The organism is Rhodococcus sp. WAY2 (assembly GCF_009859915.1).
Taxonomy (GTDB): Bacteria; Actinomycetota; Actinomycetes; order Mycobacteriales; family Mycobacteriaceae; genus Rhodococcus_F; species Rhodococcus_F oxybenzonivorans.
In genome coordinates, this window is record NZ_CP046572.1 from 492,467 (window position 1) to 516,241 (window position 23,775).

Consider the following 23,775-nt stretch of genomic DNA (forward strand, 5'->3'; position numbering starts at 1 on the left):
GGTCAGCGCGGCGGGCCCTCGTCGAGGACGATGGTGGCTGCCTGCGACTGCCCGCGGTCGTCGAGCCAGAGCACCGACACCGTGTCGCCGGGGTGTTTCGCGTTCATGCGTTCGCTCAGTTCTGTCGACGAGCGGACGGGTGCTCCATCGAAATCGGTAATGATGCTGCCGATCTCGAGTCCCGCGTGGTCTGCCGGGGTCCCGGTGCCGACCCACAGTACTTCGGCGCCCCGCTCGTTGTTCGTGACGTTGATGCCGAGAAGTGCTGTGTCACCGACGTGTACGGTGGATGACGTCCTACCGGCACGGACCTGATCGACGACGGCCATCGCGGTGGTGATGGGGACGGCATACGAACGTGGCTGCGCGGGTGGAGGGGTCGACGGATCGGAGTCCGCGTTGCCCGCGGTGTTGACCCCGATCACGGTGGCGGTGGCGTCGACGAGGGGACCGCCCGAGTCGCCCGGGCGCACTGCGGCGTCCACTTCGATCAGGCCGCTCAACCGGTTCCGGGAACCGTCCGTCGCGCTTCTCGCGGTGATCGACTGGCCCACGTCGGTGACGAAGCCCCTTGCCGGCACCGGATATCCGTTGCCCTCGGCGTTGCCCACGGCTGTCACGGGGTCACCGATCCGGATGGCGGGTGACGTCGCCAGCGTTGCCGTGGGCAGCGAATCCGCGCCTTGGAGTTGGAGCACCGCGATGTCGCGCGAGCTGTCGTAGCCCAGGACGTCCACCACATATTCCGCACCGTCGGCGAGGGTGACCGCGCTGATGTCGAGTGCGCCGTCGATCACATGATGATTGGTGAGAACGACGCCGTCGGGTGTCACCACGATGCCCGTACCTGCGGTGTCGACGAGTCCCGAATCCGCGACGAGCGTGACGATGACCGGTGCGACGCGGGCCTCGATCTCCTCGGGGGTGAGGACGACCGGCAGAGGTGGGGCGGGGGCGGCGGGCTGAGCCACGCTCACCGTGGGCACGCCCGCCTCCCGAACCGGCAGCGGGTTCAGGAGGACACCGCCGGCCACCGCCACCGCCACGGCGACGACCGATGCGGTGCGGGAGCTCGGCATGCCCGGCTACCTCCGTCGAGGGGTGCGGCTCACGACTGTTTCAGAGATCCCCAACCGTGCCAGGTGTCGATGTCGATCCACGCGCTTACCCGTGCCCGGTCCCGGACCGGATACGGGTTGCCGGTGTAGTGCCGGGCGATGCGGTCGATGTCGTCGAGATTCTCGTCGTCGACCAGCTTGACTACCCGGCCCTGGACGCTGACGTGGGTGATCCAGTCCTGTGGGTCCATCGCAGTGAGGCTCACCCGCGGATCGTGGCGCAGATAGTCGAGCCGCTTGCGCCCCGAATCCATGTTGACCAGTACTTTCCCGTCCTCGTAGAGGTACCAGGTGGCCACCGACACGGGCTGCCCGTCCGGTCGGACGGCGGTGATGGTGGCGTAATTGGGCCGCGTGAACATCTCCGCGGCTTCCTGCGGGAGGGGAGGCTTCGGCATGGTGACCTCTCGTCGGGTGGTGCGCTCACGTTCCAGTGCGAAAGATACCCCGACTACCCCGCGCTCACCCGCGGACCGGGAACCGAAGTCCACCCCCCACCAGCGCCGCGCATGTGCCGCGCCTAGCGGGTGTCGCGGAACCGGGGAGTGCGGTCCTCCTTGCGGGCGGCGGTGGCTTCCTCGAAGTTGTCGGTGAGCAGCCGCACGAGGAGTTGCCCGAGACCTTCCTGGTGGATGTGGGACTCCAGCGACGCCGCGTCGAGTCCCGACCACAGGGTGCGCTTGGTCAGCTCCAGGCCCGGCCGGGAGAACGTCGCCATCCGCTCGGCCAGGTCGAAGCACGCGCCCAGTAGGTCGTCGGCAGGCACACACCGCGACACCAAGCCGATACGCTCGGCTTCCTCGGCGTGGACGTCTCGGCCCGACAGCATGATCTCGAAGGCGCGGGACGAACCGATCGCGCGAGGAAGTAGGTAGCTGAGTCCCAACTCGCTCGCGGTGAGCCCGTTGTTGATCCCGGCGGCCCGGAAATAGGCGGCGTCCGAGGCGATCCGGACGTCCGATGCGAGCGCCAGGCACAGCCCACCACCGATGGCGGCACCGTTGACTGCGCTGATCACCGGCTGGTGCATGCGGCGAAGCGCAAGTACGACGTTGTCCAGCATCTCCATCGCGCGCAGGGCGACGGTCGGCCGGGTCAGGCCGTCGATGTGCGGCGGACTGCCCGCGGACGTCTGGTCGGCGCCGGAAGAGAACCCCTTTCCGGCGCCGGTGACCACGACCGCTCGTATCGCGTTGTCGTGGCTGATCCGTTCCAGCGTTTCGCGAAACGGCACCATGACGTCGAACGCCATAGCATTCATGCGTTCCGGGCGATTGAGCGTCACCAGGGCGACGCCCGGCCGTGGATGGTCGACGAGAACGAAGCTCACAGCGTCTCCGTGGCGGGCGATACCGGTGTCCAGTCACCTTCCATACTAGAACGCGTTTCAGTTATTGGGGCTCCGCTGCGACTTTTCCCGATACGCGTTCATGGTGACGGTGAGTGGTCGACCTCCGATGTCGCTGACAGCGCCGCCACCGAGCGCATCACCGGCCGCCACACTTCCTCGAGAACGGCGGGGTCGACGATCAAGCTCAGGTGCCCACCGTTCACGAGACGCCGCGTGATGTGCTCCGGTGGGGTGGAGATGTGGCGTTCCAGCGCCCACACCTGCTCGGGTGGTGTGAACTCGTCATCGGAGCCCGCTATCAAGAAGACGGGACACGAAATAGACTCGAGCGTAACGTTTCCCGTTTTCACGCGGAGCTCGTTCGAGATCAGCCGATTCGTCAGGAACAGCTCCTCGATCATCCAGTCGCGGAATCGGTCCGGTAACTGCTGCGACCATGCGAACCACCGTCTACGCTCGAGATAGCGTTCCACGGACTCCGGTTCATCAATGTGCGCAAGCAGCGTCATGGCGTGTTCGAACTCCGCAGTAGGTCTCCCCAGAGGGACGCCGGCCGCTTCACCGAGTCGATACTGCAATCCGGCGATTGCCACGGCGCACGCCCGTAACCATGCGGCGCTCGGATCACGCAACCAGCTGCCCATCACCTCGACGACGTGCGGTCGTCCGGCGTGGAAATCGATCGGCGCACCTGCGATGACGAGTGAGTGGGCCGCGGCGGGATGAAGTGCCGCGAAAATCGTGGCAAGCCATCCACCCTGGCTGAAGCCGACCAGGTTGATCCTGCCGCCCAGGAAGTCGGTTGTCTCGGTGAGCAAGTCGAGGTAATCGTCGATCGACGCGTTGATGTTGTCGGGAGTGCGGCCGTGCCAGTCGAGGCAGTAGAGGTTGTCGATTCCGGCCTCGCGGAGCGTGTGCATCAGACTCCGTCCGTCCGCATAGTCCACGATCGAGGAGGCGCGACCCGAGTGGGGTGGGATCACCAAGGTCGGGATCTGGTCGGTGGGTCCGTCGGTGGAGTAGTTCCGGCAATCGGCCAGTCGACCCCGACGAGCAACGTCACTGTGATGCGCCCACTTCGGGCATTCGCGCGAGCTCACCGCAATCCAGAACGAAAGAACGTCGTCGGCGATGTCGAACGGATTCGCCCTTCGTCGACAGAGTCCTGCCAAGTACCCCGACCATCCCTCGACTGCCGCCGCCCCCACCTCGAGCGGGAGAAGAGCGAGGTCTCTCCAGGGCCTATTCCCTGCTCTCGTCATGCAGCTGGCTCCTGTCGGGTGCATGTGCGCGCTCTCACTGGCAGACGACGATGGCCGGGATGTGTCATCCCGGCCATCGCTGCTTTCACGTTATTTCAGCACTGAACGTGCGGCGTCGGTGAACGCCGTGCTGATCCCGTTGACGAGGGACACCTGTGCCTTCGTGAGGCTACTGATCCACTCGACGTTGCTGCTGGTGCCGATCTTCTCCTGGAATTCGAGGACACTGCCGAGGGCCTTCTCGTAGGTGTCGAGAGAGAGGTTTCCGCTCTGCTTCGCGGCGTCGACCACTTTCTCGTTGAGGGATGAGATCCGCTCGGTCGATTCGTCGAGTGCCTTGCTGAGGCCGGCAGCCGCTGCGGTGGTGGCGTCGGTGACTGTCTTCGCTGTGGTCACGTTCTTACTCCTTGGGTGGGGGTAACGTCAGTAAGCACATTAGCAGGTTAGCAAGCTGATTGCTAACACGCCTGTCGCCTGATTACTGAGAGACGTACGTCCCCGGGGCCTCGGCAAGGACGGGATGCTTGGCATTGCCCATTGCCGGCGGTGCCACCATGTCGCCCGCGCGAGAAGCTGACCACTGTGTCCAGTCCTCCCACCACGAGCCGGAATGCTTCTCGGACAAAATCTGCCAGTCCGCCGGATTTGCGGGCATGGTCCGGCGTTCGCTCGAGTCGGGTGCGCCGACGGTATGGAAGAAGCACCGGTTGTTCGGTGGATTGACCGCACCGGCGATGTGGCCCCCGTTGGTGAGGACGAAACGCACGTCTCCACCGAGTAGATGCACACTCTTATACGACGAGGTCCACGGCACGATGTGGTCGTTGACGGCACCGACGATGTAGGAATCGCACGTTACCTTCGTCAGATCCAGCCGCTGACCGTCCAATACGTATTCCCCAGAGGATAATTCGTTTCGGCCGTAGAGGGATCGCAGGTACTGGGAGTGCATCGTGGCGGGCATCCTGGTCTTGTCCTCGTTCCACGCGAGGATGTCGAACGCGGCCGGCTTTTCGCCCTTCATCCAGCGCGAGACCCAGTAGCTGAAGATCAACTCTTTGGCCTTGATCAGGTCGAAGGTGCCACTCATCTCTTCGCCGGACAGAAAGCCCTGCCGCCGCATACGCATCTCGACACGATCGAGGGTGTCTGGATCGACCAGAAGCTTCAGCTCGCCGACCTCGCTGTAATCGAGCAGCGTGTTCAACATCGTCAGTGAGTTGATGCGGTCGCCCCCGGTTGCAGCGAGACGGGCCGCTCCCATCGCGGCCATAGCGCCACCGAGGCAGATGGAGAGGATGTCGATCTTCCCCGAACCGGTGACCTCTTCGACGACGTCCATGGCGGCAGCGAACCCGCGAAGGTAGTAGTCGTCCATCGTGATGTCCATCATGGACCGGTCGGGATTGCGGTAGGAAATCGCAAAGACTGTGCGCCCGTGCGCGACCGCCCACTCGATGAGGCTGCGTTTCGGCGCGAGATCGAGTATGTAGTACTTGTTGATCCACGGTGGGGAGACAAGGATCGGGACCGCATGCACGGAGGGGGTCTGCGGTTGGTACTGGATCACTTCGATCAAGTCGTTGCGAAAAACGACTTTGCCCGGCGTGGCTGCAAGGTTGTCACCGAGAGTGAAGGCGGCCCGATCGACTTTCACCGGCTGCCCCTTCCGCTTGATGACGTCCTCGGCAGCGAAAAGGGCACCGCGAACGAGGCTCGCCCCGCCGGTGTCGAACGCGCGCGTCAGTACACCCGGATTGGTGAGCGGGAAATTGGTGGGCGACAGGGCGTCGAGCATCAAGTTCACGATTTGCCGTGCCTTGGCGTCCTGTAGTTCGTCTCCCGCGCCCGCCTCTGTGAGGTCTTCCGCGAGTTCACGAGTCGCGAGATAGCTTTGGTGCAGAGAGAAGAACGCGGGATTCTCGCGCCACGCCGCGTCTGCGAACCTCTTGTCGCTCGGGTCGACCGGGACGGGAGGTTGGGCGTCGACGTCGTTGAACACTCGAACAGCAGCCGCCGGAATGTGGGCGAGGTGAGTGGCGTAGTTCGTCGACGCGGCGACGACGGCCTGAGGATTCTTTGCTGCACGGCCGGCGACGGACGCCACCGCGGGGCCCCAGCCGATGGGGTCGATCCGCGAGGCGATCTTCTTGTGCATGTTGTCGATCACACGTTGCTCCCCAAAAATCGAATCGTCATATCCGCCACGCACGCCGGACGTTCGGAGCCGTCGACGGACATGGTCAGGGCCGACGTCACCTGATAGCCGCCCCTACAGGCTTTCACGGTGGTGACCTCAGCGGTCAAACGCAGGTGAGAACCGACGGGAACGGGCGCCGTGAACCGTGCATTGCCTATACCGCAATTGATCACCTGCTCGCTGTCGACGACATCGATCAGTTGCCAGAATAAACTGGGTGCCAACGACAATGTGAGAAATCCGTGCGCAATTGTCGTCCCGAGCGGACCTTCCTTCGCGCGCTCGGGATCGGTGTGGATCCATTGGTGATCATTCGTCGCATCGGCGAACATGTTGATCTGTTGCTGAGTGATCTGTACGGCACTCGACGTGCCGAGTTCAATACCGACGAGGGTGGGGAGGTCTTCGAGTGCGACGGCGCGCGCGGTGGTGTGTTCTGTCTGCACGGTATTCCTGTGAGGTGATCTTGCTGCGGATCCCGCAGAGGCGAAGAGTGGGACGGCGCCGGTGGCGCCTGATCACACGTTGACACAGGAACGTTTGAACTGCATATTACCGAGGGGTATACTGCACGGTCAGTTGCGTCGGCGTACTTTCATGGCTGCACGAGCCGGTCCATATGGCGTCTCTATCTGCGGGGACTCGTCGTCACACCTATGTTTACCAGTCCATGTGACATGCGGCACAGTCGTGGGTGGTCGGTGATGTGCGTGACGCACTCAGTCTTGTGGTCCGGTGCTCGGACGCTTCCGTTTGGCGATGGTGAGCTGCCGGAAGGCCTCGTACATTTCCTCGATCGCCTTACGCTGCGCATTGGTGAGGTCCGGGTCCTCCCGGATCGCCGTTATCACTGCGGAGGCGGAGTCCTTCTGGGCTCGCGACGCCTCCGACACGAGCATGTCAGCGGACAGATGAAGCTGATCGGCGATGGCCTGCAGGACACGGTCGCTCGGCTCCCGGAGGTTCCGCTCGATCTGTGACAGGTACGGATTCGAAATTCCCACCATCGCAGCCAACTGACGCATCGGGAGTTCGGCCATCTCCCGCTGGCGCCTGATCAACTCACCAAGCGTCAGTCCGCGCGGAGCCTCTCGATCCATGAGTGCATTCTAGGCCTTCGGCCCGTGCGCCTTTCTGGTAGCTGGGACTACCAGAAAGGCGCACGGGCGCGGAGCGCCTAGAGCGTGCGAGAGATGAGCTCCTTCATGACCTCGTTGGATCCGGCGTAGATGCGCTGGATCCGGGCGTCGGCGTACATCTGGGCGATGGGGTATTCGAGGATGTAGCCGTATCCCCCGAAAAGCTGTACGCAGCGGTCGATCACGGAGCACTGCTGGTCGGTGAGCCAGTATTTGGCCATTGCGGCGGTGGCGACGTCGAGCTCACCGCGGAGATGCTTGACGATGCAGTCGTCGAGGAAGGTGCGCGACACCCGGGCGATTGTGGCGCATTCGGCCAGTTCGAAGCGGGTGTTCTGCAGGTCGAACAGGGTCTTGCCGAACATCGTCCGGGACTTCGCGTACTCCACGGTGAGGGCGACCGCTCGTTCGATCGCAGCGACTGCGGCAACACCGCAGATCAATCGTTCCTGGGGAAGCTGCTGCATCAGTTGGACGAAGCCGGCACCCTCGGTCGGACCGAGGAGATTCTCGGCGGGCACTCGGACGCCGTCGAAGAACAGTTCGGTGGTGTCCTGCCCTTTCTGTCCCACCTTGTCGAAGATTCGTCCCCGCGTAAAACCCGGAGTGTTGTCGTCGACTTCGGCGACGATCAGCGACACTCCTTTCGCGCCGAGTGCGGTGTCGGTCTTGGCGGCGACGATCACCAGATCACAGTTGTAGCCGTTCGAGATGAAGGTTTTGGTACCGGTGAGGAGGTAGTCGTCGCCGTCCCGCACCGCTTTGGTCGTGATGCTCTGGAGGTCAGATCCGGTTCCGGGTTCGGTCATGGCGATCGCACCCACCCATTCGCCACTCGTGAGGCGGGGCAACCACCGCAGTTTCTGGTCTTCGGTCCCGTAGGCGTTCAGGTAGTGCGGGACAATTCCCGAATGCACGCCCAGCTGAAGCGAATGGTCACCGGCCAGAACCTGTTCATGGAACAGAACAGCGTCGTGCGCGAAAGTGCCGCCGCCACCCCCGTATTCGGCGGGAATCGACATGCCCGCCAGCCCCAGGTCACCAAGAGTGCGGTAGACCTCCCGGTCGGGAAAGCCTTGCTGTGCGAAGCGGGATTGGTGCGGAGTCACCTCCCTGGCGAAGAAGTTGCGTGCGAGTTCGGCTACGGCGCCGAGGTCCTCGTCGATCCAGGCGGAGTTCGTCAGTGTGGAAGCAGGAGAGATGGTCATCGTCTTCTTTCGAGATCGGTGGAGAGTTGCCCTCAGCCTGCGACTGCGGGCACAGAGTCCGCCCGGTGCAGCGTGGCTACCTGGACGCCCTCAGGCACGGGCTGGGCGTAAAGGTTTTCGATCTCGGGCGCGTATTTTGCGGCGATCGGCGTGCGTCGCAGCTTCATGGTGAGGGTCAATTCGTCACTGCCGGGCTCCCAGAAAGAGGGCAGAACAATGAACTTCTTGATCTGCTCTACCCGTGAGAGGCGGCTGTTTCCTGCCGCGACCGCGTCGGCAACCACGGCAATGACGGCGGGGTGTGCTGCCAGAGTCGCGGCATCCGCCTCCACGTGAAGCTGTGCCGCGTAGCCGGCTGCGCCGTCGGGGTCCAACGTGATCAGCGCGGTGTTGTACGGCCGCGCGTCACCGATGGTGGACACGTTCCCGATGAGCGAGGATTGGGCCTTGATCGCATTCTCGATCCCGGCCGGCGACATGTTCTTGCCCGATGAGTTGATGATCAACTCCTTCTTCCGGTCGATGATGGTGAGATATCCGTCGTCGTCGACGGTCACCACATCTCCCGTGGACAGCCAGCCGTCCGCGTCGACTGCCTCCGCTGTTTTCCCCGGCTCACCCCGGTAGCCCTTCATGACCAGCGGGCCTCGGACGAGGAGTTCGCCGTCGTCGGCGATCCGCATCTCCATGCCGGGGATGATTCTGCCGACCGTTCCCAGTCTGGTGGGGTCCGCCGCTGCGGCGCTCGCGATGCACGTCAGTTCCGACATGCCCCAGATTTCCGAGATGTTCAGACCGAGCGAGCCGAAGAATGCCAGGGTGTCAGCGGGGATGGGGGCCGCGCCCGATACGGCCCACCGGAGGGCGTCGAATCCGAGTTGCGCCCGCAGAGGTGCCAGCACTCGCGATTCTGCAGAAACGAATTCGGCCTCGAGTTCCTCGGGTACGGGTTGGCCGGCCCGCAGCATCGCAAACCGGCGGGCGCCCACCGCGAGGCCCCATTGCAATCCCTGGCGCCGGGTTTCCTCCGGCTCGTCGGCTACCGCCCGCTCCACTGCGACCTGGAGCTTTTCCCAGACGCGTGGGACTGCACCCCAGATGGTCGGCCGGCAATCGGGGAGGGCGGCGGCGATCTGCGAGATGTCCTCGACAACGGTGATTTCGGTGCCGAAGACCATCTGGAAGTAGAGGCAGGTCATCCGGTCGGCGATGTGCGCGGATGGCATGAACGAGGTGATCCGGTCGCCGAATTCGATCGGCAGGATGTCGCGCACTGCGCCGGCCTCGAACAGTAATGCGGCGTGGGTCGATTCGACGCCCTTGGGATTTCCGGTGGTCCCCGAGGTGTAGATGAGCGTGGCAACGTCGTCCGGTTGCACGGCTCGCCAGGCCGAGTCGAAGTCGAAGTCTGCGGGACGCAGAGTTTTCATCTGGTCCAGCGAGAGGGTTCCGGTGGGTGCGCTCCCCGAGTCGACATCGACGACGACGATCCGCGAGGGCTGCACGCCGGATTCTCTGATCCGTTCGACGTACTGCGCCTCGCACACGACCACTTTCGCTCCCGCATTACGGAGGACATGGGCGATGGCGTCCGGAGGTGAGGTGTTGTAGATCGAGAACGAGGTGGCACCGACGTGTTGGGCACCCACGTCCACCGGGTAGAAGTCGAGGCGGTTTCCCATCATGAGTGCCACGGTGTCCCCGCGTCCGACGCCGAGCCCGGCGAACCCGGCCGCCACGTCCCGTACCTGTTCCGCGTAGTCCCGCCAGGTGTGTACTTCGTTGCCGCCCACGGTCCGGAGTGCGACCGAGTCGGGGGCGATGGCTGCGACGCGTTGGAAGGCCTCGCACAGGGTGATCGGAGCTCGAGTCGGGGTCATGGCATCTTCCTGCTGGCGGTGGGTGATCCTGGAGTGGTGGAGGTGGCGGGTCGGGCGTCGAGTTCACGGATGAGTTCGTGGCAGTCGCGGTCGGCGACGAGGTAACCGTCGGCGAGGACGTTCACCAGTCCGCGTCCGAGCGCCCACGGTTGCCAGGCCGCGGGTGCCAGGGTGCGGCCGGCACGTCGGGCGATGGCGTCGGCGATGACGGTCGCGGCGTCCTCGGCGCTGATACGGCGGCGCAACGGCCGCGGCAGGCGGGCGTCGAGTTTTCGGCCGAGCTCGTCGTCGTCCAGGGTTGCGCGTGCCAGTTGGGTATCGACCATGCCGAAGTAGGCGACACCGGCGGAGGCGCCGTAACCTGCGAGTTCGAGGCGCAGGGCGCGGCCGAGTTGCTCGACGGCAGCTTTGCTGATCATGTACGACGCCCCGCCGAGGCCGGGCGCGAACGCGGCCGCGGACGACACCACGACGATGTGACCACGTCGTTCGATCACTTCGTCGACGGCCGGACGAATGGTGTTGAACACTCCGGTGAGGTTGATGTCGATGACCCGGTCGAAAGCGGCGGGGTCGATTCGGCGGAGAGTGCCCGGTGGCGGTGTCACACCGGCGTTCGCGACGACGACGTCGAGCCGCCCAGTCTGTTCGATCACGTCCTGCACGGCTGCGTTCATGCCGGCCCGGTCGCGGACGTCGGCCATGAGAGTCAGGACCCGTTCCTGTCCCAGTGCGCAGTCGGCGTCGGTGAGGGCCGCTGGATTGTTATCGATCAGTGCGACGGTTGCGCCGCGGGCGTGCAGCGCGCGCGCCGAGGCCAGTCCGATGCCGTCGCCCCCGCCGGTGATCAGGACGACCTTGCCGGCGACATCGTACTCAGCCCCCTTCCCGGGTAACGGCAGGCCCAGGTCGCGCAACGTGCGAGCGTATGCAGTTCGTTTCTCGAAGATCGCCATCGTCAGTTCCTTCCGTGAAGCACGGTGATGAGGACGCGGACGAGAGAGTCCACCAGGCGTGTACGCCGAAATGTCGTGAGCGGCAGCACGGACGGGAATCGCTGTCTGGTCATCGCCCGTGGGAAAGTGAATTCCCTCAGGCCGTCCGCGCCGTGGACCCGACCGAATCCGGAATCATCGACACCGCCCAGGGGCAGACCGGGAACGGCCGCGTAGAGAACGTAGGAATTGACGGAGACGGCGCCGGTGCGAATTCGCCGTGCGATGTCCTCGCCGTGCTTCCGGGAGAAAACGCTGACACCCAGGCCGTATCGGCTCGCGTTGGCCCGTTCCACAGCCTCGTCCATGTTTCGGACCCTCGACACGACAAAGGTGGGGCCGAAGGTTTCCTCGGTGACCGCGATGCTGTCCTCCGGCACGTCCACGAGAACGGTGGGTTGCACGAACCGGCCCTCCACGGCGTCGGGCCCGCCGAGAACCGCCCGCCCGCCCTTGTCGAGCGCATCGTCGATGTGGCGACGGATCACGTCGACCTGCGAGGGCATCGTCATCGGGCCGATGTGCGCATCCGTGTCGGAACCGGCGCGAATGCGGGAGGCGAGGGTAACGACCTGATCGACGAACTCGTCGAATACCTTGTCGTGCACGTATACCCGCTCGACCCCGAGGCAGGTTTGCCCGGCATTGGACAGCCCGCCCCACACAGCGGCGTCAGCGGCAGAATCGAGGTCTGCGTCGGCGTTGACGATCAGGGCGTCCTTGCCGCCGCATTCCATCAGGACGGGGGTGAGCGATTCGGCGCACGCGGCCATTACTTTCTTGCCGGTCGCAGTGGATCCGGTGAATCCGATCTTGTTCACCTTTGACCGGCACAGCGCGGCGCCGGTCGAACCATCTCCGGTAACGACCTGCAGCACTGGAAATTCCGGTACCGCTTCGGTGAAAGCCTCGATCAGCCACACGCCTACGCCCGGGGTGTACTCGCTGGGCTTGTAGACCACCGTGTTTCCGGCTGCGAGGGCGAACGACAGCGATCCGAGTGGAGTGAAGACGGGGTAGTTCCACGGCCCGATCACACCGACCACCCCGAGGGGAAGGTATTCGACGCTGGCCGATTGGTTGACGGTGAGCGCGCTCGAGCGTACCGAGCGACGCCCCAGTACCTTGCCGGAATTCTTCGCCGCCCACGCGAGGTGTTCCAACGCCATCGCGATCTCGAGCATCGCGTCTGCGGGTGGCTTCCCCATCTCCCGGTGGACGAGGTCTGCGAGTTCCGTTGCCCGCCGGGCGATGATGCCACGCCAGGCATCGAGCCTGCGGGCCCGTTCAGCGAATCCCAGTGATGCCCACCAGTCGGCGGCGCCACGCGCACGGGCTACGGCGTCCTCGACGTCGCGGGTCGAGCCGAGGGGGTGAACGCCTACCACCTGTCCCGTGGCCGGACTGGTCACCTCGAATGTGGCAGGTGCCGGCGTGGTAGTGGTCATCGGGTCGCGCCCTTCGGGTGGTCGAGTGCCTTGTGGGCGAGGCCGCGCGCCCATCCGCGCGTCACCCGGCGCAGCAGTGGCAGGGACAGCGCGAGGAAGGGCGTGAGCCCGGGTGCGGCCTCCATCGCGAAGGTCCAGGTGAGCCGGGTGCCGTCGGGGTGCGCGTCGAGGCTGATGTCTTCGGCGAACCGCCGGAATCCGGGCCTGGACGCGCTTTCGGCGGTGAACGTGATGCGTCTGCCCTCCTCCCAGCGGTAGAAGCGTTCTCTCAGGGCGGCGGCCCCGTGTCCGAGCGTCACGGTTCTGGTGGTGCCGATACCGAAGGGCCGATGCGAGGTCCAGTCGCTCGCCGTGATCAGCCGCGACCAGGACACCAGTGCGTCGTGGGCGGTGAGGACACTCCACACGTGCGCAGGGTCCGTCGACAGGTAGGCGACGTGCACGATGCGGAATCTGGCGGTCTGCAGGAACTCGTCGTCGGCGGCGGCGAGTGGGTACCAGCGCGTCACAGGTCGATCACCAGAGATCCACCGGCCGAGCGTGACAGGCAGATCAGCATCGAGTCCTGTCGCTCGGCGTCCGTCAGCGTGCGGTCGCGGTGCTCGACATCTCCGGCCAGAACCCGCACTCGACAGGTACCGCAGAAGCCCTGCTGGCACGAGTAGGCGACACCCGGTACTTCCCGGCGGATCGCGGCCAGCGCGGTTTCGTCGGCGCCCACCGACACAGTCGTTCCCCGCTGGGCGAGGTGTACGTCGAACTCCTGCCCGCCGACCACCGGCAGAGCCGAAAACCGTTCGGTGTGAAGGGAACCGGTGGGATTGAGCTGACCCATCACACGACGCGCGGTGCTCGTCAGCGGCGGTGGTCCACACAGGTAGACGGCTGCGCCAGGGGCTGCGGTGGTGAGGATCTCGGTGATATCGGGTTGACCGTTCTCGTCGTCGGGCCGGACCTCCACACAACCGGCATACCGCGCGAGTTCGTCGAGAAACGGCATGGTGTCGCGCGAGCGGCCCAGATAAACAAGCCGCCAGGGTCGTCCGCGCGCGTGGCACTTTTTCACCATCGGCAGGATCGGCGTGATGCCGATTCCGCCCGCGACGAACAGGTACGAGTCCGCAGCAACCAACGGAAAGGCGTTGCGCGGACCGCGTACGGTGACGACATCCCCGGCCTCGAGCGAATCGTGGACCTCCGCCGAACCGCCCAGTCCGCCGTCGATGCGGCGGACGGCGATGCGGTACGACGACAGATCGTCGGGGTCACCGCACAAGGAGTACTGACGCTGCCGGCCGGACGGTAGGAAGAGGTCGAGGTGCGCGCCCGGAATCCAGGACGGCAACGCATGTCCTTCCGGCGACGCCAAGGTCACGCCGATGACGCCCTCCGCCTCGGCTCTCACCTGCTCGATCACGAGACTCATGTCGAAACCTGTGTTGCGCACCGGCTTCGGACGCGACAGCCACGAGGCGGCGCGACTGGCCGCGAAGACGGTCCGGTAGGCGACGGTTGCCCGAGCCGCCAACCGGAGTGCGCGGGTGGGCTCGAACTCGCGGGCGGGGGAGTCCGGCCCCGATGCCCGTTCCGAGGTGGTCATCATGATGAGTGGTCTTTCTCGCTAGGAGCGGTTGGCGGCAGGGGACTGCGCGAGGTAGCGCATCGCGACGTCCATGTCGCCGATCTGCGACGGGTGGAAGCTGGGGCGCAGGTACGGCGGAATCTCCGTCACCAGGAAGGTGATGTTGGGTACCAATCCGCGTCTGATCGCGCTGATCAGCTGCAACGGCCAGAAACGGCCCTTGTCCGTCGACGGGTCGGCGCGGAACAGGTAGTTCATCGAGGTCAGGAAGAGCAGGATCAAGGTAAAACTGGCAATCAGGGCGGTGCGCACCCGCCGGGCGTAGCTGCCGTCCACGTACATGAAGGCGTCGAAGGCGACATTGCGATGCTCGACCTCTTCTGCTCCGTGCCACCGGACCATGTCCAGCATCACCGGGTGCATCCCTGCCCTCTCGAGCGCGGGGTCGGTCAGCAACCACTCACCGACGACGGCGGTGTAGTGCTCCATCGCAGCGAACAGGCCCAGGCGCTCGCACAACCATGCCCGCTTCGCCCGGCCGGACAACCCACGGTCACCCAGAATTCGATCGACGAGCCAGTCCATTTTGCGCGCCATCGGCCCGATGTCCATGCCGAGTTCCGCGAGATGCTCGCGCGCGCCCTTGTGCGAGGTGGCGTGGGTTGCCTCCTGGCCGATGAAACCCACCACTTCCTCGTGGAGTCGTTCGTCCTCGATCAGGGGCAGTGCCTCGGCAAGGGTCGCGGACATCGCCCGCTCACCTTCTGGAAGGACCAGGTGCATGAAGTTGATGACGTGCGTGGTCATCGGCTCGCCGGGAACGTAGTGCAAAGGCACTCCCTCCCAGGTGAATTCGACGTCGCGGGCGGTGATCGCGTGAGACTCGTCGGTGTACCGGCGCGCGCCCGCGGGGTCGACCACCGGTTTCCGGCCGATTCGGGGAAAAGTCATCATCCTGCTGTCCTCACGGTCGGGTGTGACGGGGTTCCTGCTCTTCGGGTGACGTATTGGGCGAGGTCCGCCCGCCGGGTGCGCGCCCGGAAGCTGTGGTTGAACCCCGGATAGAAGGTGAAGTTGCGGCCCGCACCGCTCAGGTAGTAGCTGGTACAGCCGCCGACATTCCACACCGACTTCTGCAAACGCCTGTCCACGTCGTCGACGAACGCCTGCTGCACCTCGGGGCGGATGTCGATGCTCGTCATGCCCTGCGCGTCCATCTGCCGGAGAGCGCTGAGGATGTACTCCACCTGGGCCTCGATTGTCACCACTTGCGAGGTGTATGTGACGGAATTGGGGCCGAGAAGCATGAAGAAGTTGGGGAAGCCGCTGATCGTCGTGCCGAGATATGCGCGGGCATTGCCGTTCCAGGCCTCGGCCAACGTGCGGCCGTCCCGCCCGCGGACCACGTCGAAGGCCGGGTTGTCGGTCAGCTTGAAGCCGGTGCCCATCACGATCGTGTCGAGTTCGTGCAGTGTGCCGTCGGCGGTCACGATTCCGCCCGGTCGCACTTCCCGTATTCCCGCGGTGACCACGTCGACGTTCGGTTGTGCCAGAGCGGGGTAGTAGGCGTTGGAGAATGTCGGACGTTTACACCCGAAGGCATACGTGGGAGTGAGTGCGCGTCGCAGTTCCGGGTCTCGGACCTGGCGATTCAAGTGCGCGCGACCGAGCGCAGCCAGACCTTTCAGCAGTGCGGGCCGGTAGACGAACCCCGGAACCATCGCCTCCTGCACCAGATCGAGTCCAGTCCGTGCCAGTCGCTGCGAGAGCGGTACACGTTCGAAAAGTCTTCGCGGCCAACCGGTCATCGGCTGGTCGGGATGCGGGAGTATCCAGGTCGGAGTCCGCTGGAACACCGTCATCGACCGGGCGATCGGCTGAATCCGGGGGACGATCTGCACTGCCGACGCGCCCGTTCCGACGACGGCAACTCTCTCGCCGGCCAGATCGTGCCCGTGATCCCAGGCTGCCGAGTGGAACACCGCGCCGTCGAAGCTGTCGAGTCCGGGTAGGTCCGGGACCGCCGGTTCACTGAAGGGTCCCATGGCCCCCACCAGAATGCGGGCCTCCCAGCGGCCTTGATTCGTCGCCACGTGCCAGACCTGGGCAGCATCGTCCCAGGTCGCCTCCCGTACCTCGTGGTTCAGGCGCAGGTGCGGCACTATTCCGAAGTCCTCGGCGCAGGCACGCAGGTAGTCGTGGATCTCGGGCTGCAATGGGTAGAGCCTCGTCCAGTTCGGATTCGGCGCGAACGAGAACGAGTACAGGATCGACGGGATGTCACACTGTGCGCCCGGGTAGGTGTTGACCTGCCAGGTTCCACCGATCTCGCTCGCTCGCTCGAGCACGACGAAATCGTCGATACCGGCTTGTTTCAGCTTCATCGCCGTTCCCAGGCCACCGAAGCCTGCGCCGATGACGAGTACGTGGACCTTCTCGCGAGCGTCGTCGTCGACCGGGCTGGAAATCGATTGTGCAGAGCTGACCATGTGCCGCGTCCTCCTCGTCGATGCCGCCGTGTGACCTGACAGTAGAAGTGACATCAACCAATGTCAACAGCAGCTGATGTCAACATTGTGTTCGAGCGATCCCGTCGAAAGGTTCCCGGGTGCGCGGTAATGAGACGATGGAGGCATGACCGAGACCGAGACCGCTCGCGGCGCGCCCCGGAAATGGCGGGGCCGCGAGCCCGAGGATCGCCGGGCCGCACGTCATGAGCAGCTGATCGAGGCCGGTCTGGACATCATGGGCACGGAGGGTGCTGCCGCGACGACGATGCGCGCCACCTGCCGTCGAGCCGGTCTCACCGAGAGATACTTCTACGAGAGCTTCAAGAACAGAGACGAACTGCTGGTCGCCGTCCTGGATCGGGTCGTCCTCGGGGCCCGGGACACCTTGATCGCCGCACTACGCACGTCCCCGTCGGAACCCCGGGATCTCATCAGACACGTCGTGCGGTCCTTCACCGACTACGTGGCCACCGACCGACGTCGGGGACGGATCATGTTCGTCGAGTCCCAGAGCGTTCCGGAGCTTGCGCAGCGCGGCGAGCAGCTGGTGAAGGAGTTCACCGCGCCGATCGCGGCGTCGCTGGAAACGTTGGCCGGCGGCGCCGAACACGACTCCACCACGATCGCGCTCAACTCGATCGCCATCTTCGGTGCTCTCGCGTTCCTGTATCAGCACTGGCTCACCGGAAGTTCACGAATCTCCAAGCGGCGCATAGTCGAGCACGTCTCGCGGGTGATCGAGGCGCAGATCGGCGTCGACAGCACGCCGGCAGGGCGCCCGTAATTCAGGACTCGGTGTAGGTTGCTATCGCGTCCGCGCCGGAAACGTCGTGAAAGCGCCTGAACGGTATGGCATCCTCACGGGGTGCGGCGGTGCAGAGGTGAGAGTGGGGTAGCCGGTACGCCGGCTGCGACCACGTCAGGGGTAACCCCTGGCTCGGCATTGTTCACCGGAGGCACCGTCCGACGCACGACCGCACGCTCCGCGTGCTTCGGCGCGCCGCAGACGACAGGTATCGGTCGCCTCTCACCGTCGCACGCATGACAGGGCGTCGCGCCCTGTCCCGGGCTGTGGCGCGTCGCCTGGCCGCGGTGGCGACGTCGGGTTCCTGGACGCGAGCCGGGATTGCCCAGCGGTTCGAGGAGATCGGCACCCCGGACGCCGACCGGATCGCAACACGATTGTTCGACCTTCTGCCCACTTCTCCGGTGGAGGGGGTCGACAGCGTGTACCGGTTGCTGTCGGAACTGCCGCACATCGACGAGCCGGCTCCGGTGGTAGAGCAACCTGACCACGAATGGAGGTTCGACGTTCCGAAGTGGACCCACACGGTCGCGGTAGCGCAGGCGGTCGGTCTCACCCCGGCGGAATTGGACTGGTTCGCCGATCCGGGTGAGTGGCTGCGGAACAAGGCGCCTACCCTGCAGCACTACCGCTACCGAATACGGTCGGATCACCGACTGCTCGAAGCACCCAAGGAACGGCTCCGCGAGGTGCAGCGCCGAATCCTGCGGGGTCTCCTCGATCGAGTACCTCCGCATGCCGCCGCGCACGGCTTCGTGCCCGGGCGCAGCGTTCACACGTTCGCGGCCCCGCATACGGGTCGAGATGTGGTGGTGCGGATCGATCTGCGCGCGTTCTTTCCGTCGATTTCCCAGGCTCGGGTGCGGGCGGTTTTCGACTCCCTCGGATATCCGCCACGGGTGTCGCGTGTGCTGACGGGACTCTGCACCACCTCCACTCCACCGGACGTTCTCGCGCGGCTGCCGTTCGACACGGCGAGCCGATTACGGGGGTCACACCTGCCGCAGGGGGCGCCGACGTCGCCGGCCCTCGCGAATCTCGTCGCGTATCGGCTCGATCGACGGCTGACCGGGCTGGCGCGATCGTCCCGAGCTGAATACACGCGGTACGCCGACGATCTCGCGTTTTCCGGCGTCGACCTCTCGGCGGACCGCCTGATCTCCGCCGTCGGCCGGATAGCAGCGGACGAAGGGTTCTCGGTACATCCGCGTAAGACGCGCATCATGCGAGCGCACCGACGGCAGCACCTGGCAGGACTCGTGGTCAACTCGCACGCGCAGGCCGCCCGCACGGAGTACGACCAACTGCGTGCGCTGCTCTTCAACTCCCTGCGCACCGGCCCCGATCTGCAGAACCGGGACGGGCGCTCACACTTTCGTGAATACGTCTACGGGCGCATCGCCTGGATCGGGGAATCGAACCCGAACCGCAAGCGTGTGCTGCTCGCCCTCGCCGACCGGATCGAGTGGACGGGGTGAACCGACCCTTGCGGTGACAACGCGGCAGTTGTTCGATGGAGGGAGGCGCACCATGTGTTCGGGCGTGCCGGCGAGGAGAACGCTGATGCTGTACGTCGCGCTGTTCGGATTCATCCTCTGGGTCCTCTGTTTCGCCGATGCGATCACCACCGACGAAAACGAGGTCCGGAATCTGTCGAAAGACGGCTGGCTGGTGGTGGTGTTGCTCCTGCCGATCGTCGGCTCGATCCTCTGGCTGGTGGCGGGGCGGCCCGAGAAGTACCCCGGTGAGCGCCTGCCCGAAGACCCGGAAGAGGCCGAGTTCGTCCGCCGATGCCGTGAACGTGCCGAGGAGCAACGCCGAGAGAACCGGCGGCCTCCGCAGGAGTAACCTCGCCGCCCACCGGAACTCCGGCTACAGCGGCCGGGGCAACCCGGGTGCGACGGTGCGGGCGAGGATCCCCAGAGTGGCGCGCAGAGCAGTCTCCGAAATCACCGGGAAGATTCCGGCGTCCCGCCAGACGGGGTCGATGGACGACCAGTCGTAGAACGAGGTGACCATCGTGCCCTCCTCGATCGGCTCGAGGCGGTAGCCGTACACGTGGCCGATCTGCGGGCGAATCCGGCCGAGGACCTTCCACGAGATCTCGCGGTCGGGAACGAAGGTCTCGATCGTCACGGTCACGTCGTACAGACCGAGATCCACGTCGTTCAGCGCATCACGGTCCATGTGGACGACGAAGCTGTCACCTGCCGCGGTGACGGGTTCACCCTCGGCGGACATCAACATGCCGGAACTGTCGATGGCCACGTGCCCGTTCGGGTCGCACAGCACGCTGAAGATGTCCGCCGGCTTCGCCGCGATCGCCCGCTGAACTTCCAGTCGTTCGCGTACCGGGGCGGTCTCGTTCGTGTCGCTGGTCATCCAGGCATCTTCCCACCCCTGGTCGGTGCCGCGCTGCGCCCGGCGCAGGGCCCGGTTACCCCACGTGCGCTTTGAGAGTCTCCAACACCTTCCGGGCCGCGGTCGGGCCGGTGTTGAGGTAGAAGACGTCGTCGTCCACCGGTATCGCCCGGCCCGACCGCACGGCCTCGAGCTGCGACCACAATGGTGCGTTCGTCAGGGTGGCGGCGTCGCCCTGCACCCCGTAGAACAGCCAGTCGGCGTCCGCGACGGTCAGTTCCTCCTCGCTGATGTCACGGGAGGTGTCGTCGAACTGTTGCGACTGCGGGCGGCCGAGACCGGCGTCCTCGCCGATGCTGCCGGTGAACGACGGAATGCCGAAGATCCGCAACCGGTTGCCGTTCTGGCGTGTGAAGGACACTGTCGGGGCAGTTCCGAGTGAGCGGCCGAATTCAGCTGTCTCAGCGTGATATCCGTCGAGCAGGGTCTGTGCCTGTTCTGTACGTCCGAGAGCATCGGCGGCGAGAAGGAAGTCCTGTTTCCAGTACACCCCGGTGCCCTGGGTGGCGACCGTCGGGGCGACGGCCGACAACTGGCCGTACAGCGTTTCGGCGTCCTTGCCTGCGGTGTTCATCAGGATCAGGTCGGGTTCGAGACGTGCGATGGCCTCGAAGTCGGGGGTGAACCGGGCACCGACGTCGACGACGGAGTCGAGCGCGACCCGGTGCTGTGGATAAGCCTCCTTCAGGTATTCCGGGACGAGTTCGGCGCCGTCCGCTCGCGTGGATGCCGCGGGCACGACACCCAGGGAGAGCAGGGCATCGGCCTGACCGGTGGAAATCACGACGACCCGCCGCGGTTCCGAGTCGACGGTGGTCTCCCCGGCGAAGTGGGTCACCGTCCGCGGGAATTCGCCGTCCGATGCGCCGCTGCCCATACCGTCCGGAAGGGTCCGGGGTGCGGCCACCTCACCGGCCACCTCACCGGCCTCCGCATGGCCGGTTGTGGGCGACGTCGACGGTGCTGCCGTGTCACCGCCGCCCGAACACCCCACCAGGGTGAGCGACACCGCGCCGATGATCAGTGCGCTCGCGTAGTGCTTTCCTCGACCGGCGAACATGGCAACTCCTGGAGGTAGTTAGGGAACCCTATCCTCGGGAGGGTAAACCAGTGCCGATCCGGCTGCGGACCCGACCTCAGGAGCTCACATAGACCGGCAGGACCCCGGCCTCGGCTGCCTGCGTCAGCGTCGGCGCGGCCGAGTCCTTGCCGGACAGCTGGAAGTTCAGCGGCGAGCCGTCACGTCCGACGGCGGGCCAGTCGATGGCGAGTTCGGGGTCGAACGGATGGACGTCGTGGTCGAGTTCGGGGGTGTATTCGAGGGAGCACAAGTACATCACCGTGGATGCGTCCTCGAGCGACAGAATTGCGTGGCCCAGACCTGCGGGGAGATACACGGCGCGACGGTCCACATCGTCGATCACCACGGAATCCCACTGCCCGAAGGTGGGGGAGCCCACGCGCACGTCGACGATGACGTCGAGGAACGCACCTTTGACGCAGGTGACGTATTTCGCCTGACCGGGTGGGGTGTCGGTGAAGTGGATGCCGCGCAGCACGCCGGCGGCGGACACCGAGCAGTTGGCCTGCGCGAGTTCGAGTCGGTGCCCGACAGCCGCCTCGAACTCGGAGCCCTTGAACCACTCCAGGAACACGCCGCGGTCGTCACCGAACTGTCGTGGCGTGATCTCCCACGCCCCGGGGATCGTCAGCTCCCGATATTCCACGTCACCAGTCCTTGCCGCGTTCGAGGATTTCGAGGAGGTAGTCGCCGTAGCCCGACTTGCCGAGAGTGGCTGCACGTTCGGCCAATTCGGTGTCGGTGATGAACCCGCGCCGCCAGGCGACCTCCTCGGGAACACCGATTTTCAGTCCTTGCCGGTGCTCGAGCGTGCGGACGAAGTTCGATGCCTCGAGGAGGGAGTCGACGGTGCCGGTGTCGAGCCAGGCGGTTCCGCGGGGCAGTACCTCCACCTGTAACCGCCCGGCCTGCAGGTACGCCTGGTTGACGTCGGTGATCTCGTACTCGCCGCGATCCGACGGGGTGAGGCCCCGCGCGATGGCTACGACGTCGTTGTCGTAGAAGTACAGCCCGGGAATCGAGTAGTTCGACTTCGGGGTGGCCGGTTTCTCCTCGATAGAGGTGGCACTGCCGCGCTCGTCGAACTCCACCACACCGTACGAACTGGGGTCGGAGACCCAATAGGCGAACACTGCCCCGCCGTCGATGTTCTCGAACCGGTTCAAACGGGAACCGAGACCGGGTCCGTAAAAGATATTGTCCCCGAGAATCAGGGAGACCGGCTGGTCACCGATGTGATCGGCGCCGAGGACGAAGGCTTGGGCGAGGCCGTTCGGCTCCTTCTGAACAAGGTACGAGAGGTTGACGCCGAACTGGGAGCCGTCGCCCAGAAGCCTGCGGAACTGCTCTTCGTCGTGAGGGGTGGTGATGATCAGGATGTCGCGGATGTTGGCCAGCATCAGCGTGGAGAGCGGGTAGTAGATCATCGGCTTGTCGTAGACAGGTACCAGCTGCTTACTCACCCCGAGAGTGATGGGATGCAGCCGCGACCCCGTGCCACCGGCCAGAATGATTCCGCGCATGTGCGCAGTGTTCCAGTGTTCGCCGCGGATGAAAACTCGGCGTCGCCGCTACCCTTGGTGCCCATGAGGCTTCTCGTGACCGGCGGGGCGGGGTTCATCGGCGCCAATTTCGTACATCTGACGGTGGCCGAGCGGCCCGACGTGCAGGTGACCGTGCTCGACGCCCTGACGTACGCCGGCAACCGACGCTCACTCGACCCGGTCGCCGATCGGATCGAATTCGTCCACGGTGACATCGCCGACGGTGCGCTGGTGAACAGCCTGGTCGCGGCGTCGGACGCGGTGGTCCATTTCGCGGCCGAATCACACAACGACAACTCGCTGGCCGACCCCACGCCGTTCCTGCACACCAACGTGATGGGGACGTTCAGCCTGCTCGAGGCGGTGCGTGCCCACGACGTCCGCTATCACCACATATCCACGGACGAGGTATACGGCGACCTCGAGCTCGACGACCCACAGCGGTTCACCGAATCGACGGCCTACAACCCGTCCAGCCCGTACTCCGCCACGAAGGCGTCGAGCGACATGCTGGTGCGGGCCTGGACACGATCGTTCGGCGTGCGGGCCACGCTCTCGAACTGCTCGAACAATTACGGCCCGTACCAGCACGTCGAGAAGTTCATTCCGCGGCAGATCACCAACCTCATCGACGGGGTCCGCCCGCGTCTGTACGGCAGCGGCCGCAACGTGCGCGACTGGATTCACGTCGACGACCACAACTCGGCTGTGTGGACGATCCTCGAGAAGGGCAGCATCGGCCAGACGTACCTGATCGGTGCGGACGGTGAAGTAGACAACCGGACCGTCGTCGAAACGCTGCTCGAGCTGTTCGGCCGCGATATCGACGACCTGGACTTCGTCACCGACCGCCCCGGGCACGACCTCCGCTACGCCATCGACTCGACGCGGCTCCGCACCGAGCTGGGGTGGACACCTCAATACGCCGATTTCCGCGGCGGACTCGAAGCCACCGTGCGCTGGTACCGCGACAACGAACCGTGGTGGCGGGCGCAGAAGGTATTCGCCGAGAAGGCGTACGCGGCTACGGAGTCTGTGATCGGCTGATCCTTCGTTGCGACCTCCGCACGGGCGGATCCCGGGGAACACCGCCGAAGATTCCCACCTCTGGTGATTGAGCGTCCAGCAAGTGGGGTAGACCCGAAGGGCGCACCCCTAACGCGCACGGCCCTCCGACACACAATTGCCGAAGCTGGCGTCGAGGTGCGTGTGGCTACGTGGACTAAGGGGT

24 protein-coding genes are annotated in these 23,775 nt (G+C 65.2%); 4 read left to right on the forward strand and 20 right to left on the reverse strand.

The window, feature by feature from the left end; translation table 11 throughout:
• Nucleotides 1–2 precede the first annotated feature (2 nt).
• From GFS60_RS02285 to GFS60_RS02360, 16 genes are all read right to left on the reverse strand, one after another.
• Nucleotides 3–1,079: a S1C family serine protease gene (locus GFS60_RS02285; protein WP_159918817.1), complete on the reverse strand. Its 1,077-nt coding sequence runs from the start codon at nucleotides 1,077–1,079 to the stop codon at nucleotides 3–5.
• Between the two features lie 29 nt (nucleotides 1,080–1,108).
• Nucleotides 1,109–1,516 carry a TIGR03618 family F420-dependent PPOX class oxidoreductase gene (locus GFS60_RS02290; RefSeq protein ID WP_159918818.1) on the reverse strand — a complete coding sequence of 136 codons (408 nt, stop codon included), beginning with the start codon at nucleotides 1,514–1,516 and terminating at the stop codon, nucleotides 1,109–1,111.
• Nucleotides 1,517–1,638: 122 nt separating this feature from the next.
• A complete protein-coding gene (locus GFS60_RS02295; RefSeq protein WP_109326073.1) occupies nucleotides 1,639–2,448 on the reverse strand; it encodes an enoyl-CoA hydratase in 810 nt (269 codons plus the stop codon).
• Between the two features lie 98 nt (nucleotides 2,449–2,546).
• Nucleotides 2,547–3,731, reverse strand: a complete 1,185-nt coding sequence (locus tag GFS60_RS02300; RefSeq protein ID WP_159918819.1) for an alpha/beta fold hydrolase — start codon at nucleotides 3,729–3,731, stop codon at nucleotides 2,547–2,549.
• 90 nt (nucleotides 3,732–3,821) lie between these two features.
• Nucleotides 3,822–4,127 (reverse strand): hypothetical protein, encoded by a 306-nt coding sequence (locus GFS60_RS02305; RefSeq protein WP_109326075.1) that lies wholly within the window; start codon nucleotides 4,125–4,127, stop codon nucleotides 3,822–3,824.
• A gap of 82 nt (nucleotides 4,128–4,209) precedes the next feature.
• The gene (locus GFS60_RS02310; protein WP_159918820.1) at nucleotides 4,210–5,901 is read right to left on the reverse strand and encodes a PHA/PHB synthase family protein; all 1,692 of its coding nucleotides are present in this window, start codon (nucleotides 5,899–5,901) and stop codon (nucleotides 4,210–4,212) included.
• A complete protein-coding gene (locus tag GFS60_RS02315) occupies nucleotides 5,898–6,377 on the reverse strand; it encodes a MaoC family dehydratase (protein WP_159918821.1) in 480 nt (159 codons plus the stop codon). Before GFS60_RS02315 ends, GFS60_RS02310 begins: the two co-directional genes overlap by 4 nt.
• A gap of 273 nt (nucleotides 6,378–6,650) precedes the next feature.
• On the reverse strand, nucleotides 6,651–7,031 hold the full coding sequence (locus GFS60_RS02320; RefSeq protein WP_159918822.1) for a helix-turn-helix domain-containing protein: 381 nt from the start codon (nucleotides 7,029–7,031) through the stop codon (nucleotides 6,651–6,653).
• Nucleotides 7,032–7,108: 77 nt separating this feature from the next.
• Complete coding sequence (locus GFS60_RS02325) at nucleotides 7,109–8,278, reverse strand: acyl-CoA dehydrogenase family protein (RefSeq protein ID WP_159918823.1); 1,170 nt, start codon at nucleotides 8,276–8,278, stop codon at nucleotides 7,109–7,111.
• A 32-nt stretch (nucleotides 8,279–8,310) separates the two neighbouring features.
• The gene (gene fadD11, locus GFS60_RS02330; protein WP_159918824.1) at nucleotides 8,311–10,158 is read right to left on the reverse strand and encodes a fatty acid--CoA ligase FadD11; all 1,848 of its coding nucleotides are present in this window, start codon (nucleotides 10,156–10,158) and stop codon (nucleotides 8,311–8,313) included.
• Nucleotides 10,155–11,114, reverse strand: a complete 960-nt coding sequence (locus GFS60_RS02335; protein ID WP_159918825.1) for an SDR family oxidoreductase — start codon at nucleotides 11,112–11,114, stop codon at nucleotides 10,155–10,157. The genes fadD11 and GFS60_RS02335 overlap by 4 nt, the downstream gene beginning before the upstream one ends.
• A gap of 2 nt (nucleotides 11,115–11,116) precedes the next feature.
• Nucleotides 11,117–12,601, reverse strand: a complete 1,485-nt coding sequence (locus GFS60_RS02340; RefSeq protein ID WP_159918826.1) for an aldehyde dehydrogenase family protein — start codon at nucleotides 12,599–12,601, stop codon at nucleotides 11,117–11,119.
• Nucleotides 12,598–13,110, reverse strand: a complete 513-nt coding sequence (locus tag GFS60_RS02345) for an SRPBCC family protein (protein ID WP_159918827.1) — start codon at nucleotides 13,108–13,110, stop codon at nucleotides 12,598–12,600. The genes GFS60_RS02340 and GFS60_RS02345 overlap by 4 nt, the downstream gene beginning before the upstream one ends.
• Complete coding sequence (locus GFS60_RS02350) at nucleotides 13,107–14,201, reverse strand: PDR/VanB family oxidoreductase (protein WP_201453586.1); 1,095 nt, start codon at nucleotides 14,199–14,201, stop codon at nucleotides 13,107–13,109. Before GFS60_RS02350 ends, GFS60_RS02345 begins: the two co-directional genes overlap by 4 nt.
• 21 nt (nucleotides 14,202–14,222) lie before the next feature.
• Nucleotides 14,223–15,137 (reverse strand): metal-dependent hydrolase, encoded by a 915-nt coding sequence (locus GFS60_RS02355; protein WP_159918828.1) that lies wholly within the window; start codon nucleotides 15,135–15,137, stop codon nucleotides 14,223–14,225.
• Complete coding sequence (locus GFS60_RS02360) at nucleotides 15,134–16,672, reverse strand: flavin-containing monooxygenase (RefSeq protein ID WP_159918829.1); 1,539 nt, start codon at nucleotides 16,670–16,672, stop codon at nucleotides 15,134–15,136. Before GFS60_RS02360 ends, GFS60_RS02355 begins: the two co-directional genes overlap by 4 nt.
• Nucleotides 16,673–16,817: 145 nt before the next feature.
• On the opposite strand from GFS60_RS02360, the gene GFS60_RS02365 reads away from it, so the two are divergent.
• The 3 genes from GFS60_RS02365 (at nucleotide 16,818) to GFS60_RS02375 (ending at nucleotide 19,346) form a co-directional block, all read left to right on the forward strand.
• Entirely contained in the window at nucleotides 16,818–17,477 is a 660-nt protein-coding gene (locus GFS60_RS02365; RefSeq protein WP_159918830.1) for a TetR/AcrR family transcriptional regulator, read from the forward strand.
• A 257-nt stretch (nucleotides 17,478–17,734) separates the two neighbouring features.
• Nucleotides 17,735–18,976 (forward strand): reverse transcriptase family protein, encoded by a 1,242-nt coding sequence (locus GFS60_RS02370; RefSeq protein ID WP_159918831.1) that lies wholly within the window; start codon nucleotides 17,735–17,737, stop codon nucleotides 18,974–18,976.
• Nucleotides 18,977–19,061: 85 nt separating this feature from the next.
• Nucleotides 19,062–19,346, forward strand: a complete 285-nt coding sequence (locus tag GFS60_RS02375; RefSeq protein WP_159918832.1) for a PLDc N-terminal domain-containing protein — start codon at nucleotides 19,062–19,064, stop codon at nucleotides 19,344–19,346.
• A gap of 24 nt (nucleotides 19,347–19,370) precedes the next feature.
• On the opposite strand, the gene GFS60_RS02380 is transcribed toward GFS60_RS02375, so the two are convergent.
• The 4 genes from GFS60_RS02380 to rfbA all read right to left on the reverse strand — a co-directional run bounded on the left by GFS60_RS02380 (nucleotide 19,371) and on the right by rfbA (nucleotide 22,523).
• Nucleotides 19,371–19,880, reverse strand: coding sequence for a polyketide cyclase (locus GFS60_RS02380; protein ID WP_159918833.1), 510 nt, complete (start codon nucleotides 19,878–19,880; stop codon nucleotides 19,371–19,373).
• A 55-nt stretch (nucleotides 19,881–19,935) separates the two neighbouring features.
• Nucleotides 19,936–20,979 (reverse strand): ABC transporter substrate-binding protein, encoded by a 1,044-nt coding sequence (locus GFS60_RS02385; protein WP_159918834.1) that lies wholly within the window; start codon nucleotides 20,977–20,979, stop codon nucleotides 19,936–19,938.
• Nucleotides 20,980–21,055: 76 nt separating this feature from the next.
• Nucleotides 21,056–21,646: a dTDP-4-dehydrorhamnose 3,5-epimerase family protein gene (locus tag GFS60_RS02390; RefSeq protein ID WP_159918835.1), complete on the reverse strand. Its 591-nt coding sequence runs from the start codon at nucleotides 21,644–21,646 to the stop codon at nucleotides 21,056–21,058.
• A 1-nt stretch (nucleotide 21,647) separates the two neighbouring features.
• On the reverse strand, nucleotides 21,648–22,523 hold the full coding sequence (rfbA, locus tag GFS60_RS02395) for a glucose-1-phosphate thymidylyltransferase RfbA (RefSeq protein WP_159918836.1): 876 nt from the start codon (nucleotides 22,521–22,523) through the stop codon (nucleotides 21,648–21,650).
• A gap of 63 nt (nucleotides 22,524–22,586) precedes the next feature.
• On the opposite strand from rfbA, the gene rfbB reads away from it, so the two are divergent.
• The gene (rfbB, locus tag GFS60_RS02400) at nucleotides 22,587–23,591 is read left to right on the forward strand and encodes a dTDP-glucose 4,6-dehydratase (protein ID WP_159918837.1); all 1,005 of its coding nucleotides are present in this window, start codon (nucleotides 22,587–22,589) and stop codon (nucleotides 23,589–23,591) included.
• Nucleotides 23,592–23,775 lie beyond the last annotated feature (184 nt).

What these genes read in the sequence shown, in the direction of transcription:
- GFS60_RS02380 (WP_159918833.1), bottom strand. Translation starts at nt 19,880, where the DNA reads ATGACCAGCGACACGAACGAGACCGCCCCGGTACGCGAACGACTGGAA.
- GFS60_RS02350 (WP_201453586.1), bottom strand. Translation starts at nt 14,201, where the DNA reads ATGACCACCTCGGAACGGGCATCGGGGCCGGACTCCCCCGCCCGCGAG.
- GFS60_RS02320 (WP_159918822.1), bottom strand. Translation starts at nt 7,031, where the DNA reads ATGGATCGAGAGGCTCCGCGCGGACTGACGCTTGGTGAGTTGATCAGG.
- rfbB (WP_159918837.1), top strand. Translation starts at nt 22,587, where the DNA reads ATGAGGCTTCTCGTGACCGGCGGGGCGGGGTTCATCGGCGCCAATTTC.
- GFS60_RS02300 (WP_159918819.1), bottom strand. Translation starts at nt 3,731, where the DNA reads ATGACGAGAGCAGGGAATAGGCCCTGGAGAGACCTCGCTCTTCTCCCG.
- GFS60_RS02290 (WP_159918818.1), bottom strand. Translation starts at nt 1,516, where the DNA reads ATGCCGAAGCCTCCCCTCCCGCAGGAAGCCGCGGAGATGTTCACGCGG.
- GFS60_RS02385 (WP_159918834.1), bottom strand. Translation starts at nt 20,979, where the DNA reads ATGTTCGCCGGTCGAGGAAAGCACTACGCGAGCGCACTGATCATCGGC.
- GFS60_RS02340 (WP_159918826.1), bottom strand. Translation starts at nt 12,601, where the DNA reads ATGACCACTACCACGCCGGCACCTGCCACATTCGAGGTGACCAGTCCG.
- rfbA (WP_159918836.1), bottom strand. Translation starts at nt 22,523, where the DNA reads ATGCGCGGAATCATTCTGGCCGGTGGCACGGGGTCGCGGCTGCATCCC.
- GFS60_RS02325 (WP_159918823.1), bottom strand. Translation starts at nt 8,278, where the DNA reads ATGACCATCTCTCCTGCTTCCACACTGACGAACTCCGCCTGGATCGAC.
- GFS60_RS02360 (WP_159918829.1), bottom strand. Translation starts at nt 16,672, where the DNA reads ATGGTCAGCTCTGCACAATCGATTTCCAGCCCGGTCGACGACGACGCT.
- GFS60_RS02355 (WP_159918828.1), bottom strand. Translation starts at nt 15,137, where the DNA reads ATGATGACTTTTCCCCGAATCGGCCGGAAACCGGTGGTCGACCCCGCG.
- GFS60_RS02335 (WP_159918825.1), bottom strand. Translation starts at nt 11,114, where the DNA reads ATGGCGATCTTCGAGAAACGAACTGCATACGCTCGCACGTTGCGCGAC.
- GFS60_RS02375 (WP_159918832.1), top strand. Translation starts at nt 19,062, where the DNA reads ATGCTGTACGTCGCGCTGTTCGGATTCATCCTCTGGGTCCTCTGTTTC.
- GFS60_RS02285 (WP_159918817.1), bottom strand. Translation starts at nt 1,079, where the DNA reads ATGCCGAGCTCCCGCACCGCATCGGTCGTCGCCGTGGCGGTGGCGGTG.
- fadD11 (WP_159918824.1), bottom strand. Translation starts at nt 10,158, where the DNA reads ATGACCCCGACTCGAGCTCCGATCACCCTGTGCGAGGCCTTCCAACGC.
- GFS60_RS02365 (WP_159918830.1), top strand. Translation starts at nt 16,818, where the DNA reads ATGACCGAGACCGAGACCGCTCGCGGCGCGCCCCGGAAATGGCGGGGC.
- GFS60_RS02370 (WP_159918831.1), top strand. Translation starts at nt 17,735, where the DNA reads ATGACAGGGCGTCGCGCCCTGTCCCGGGCTGTGGCGCGTCGCCTGGCC.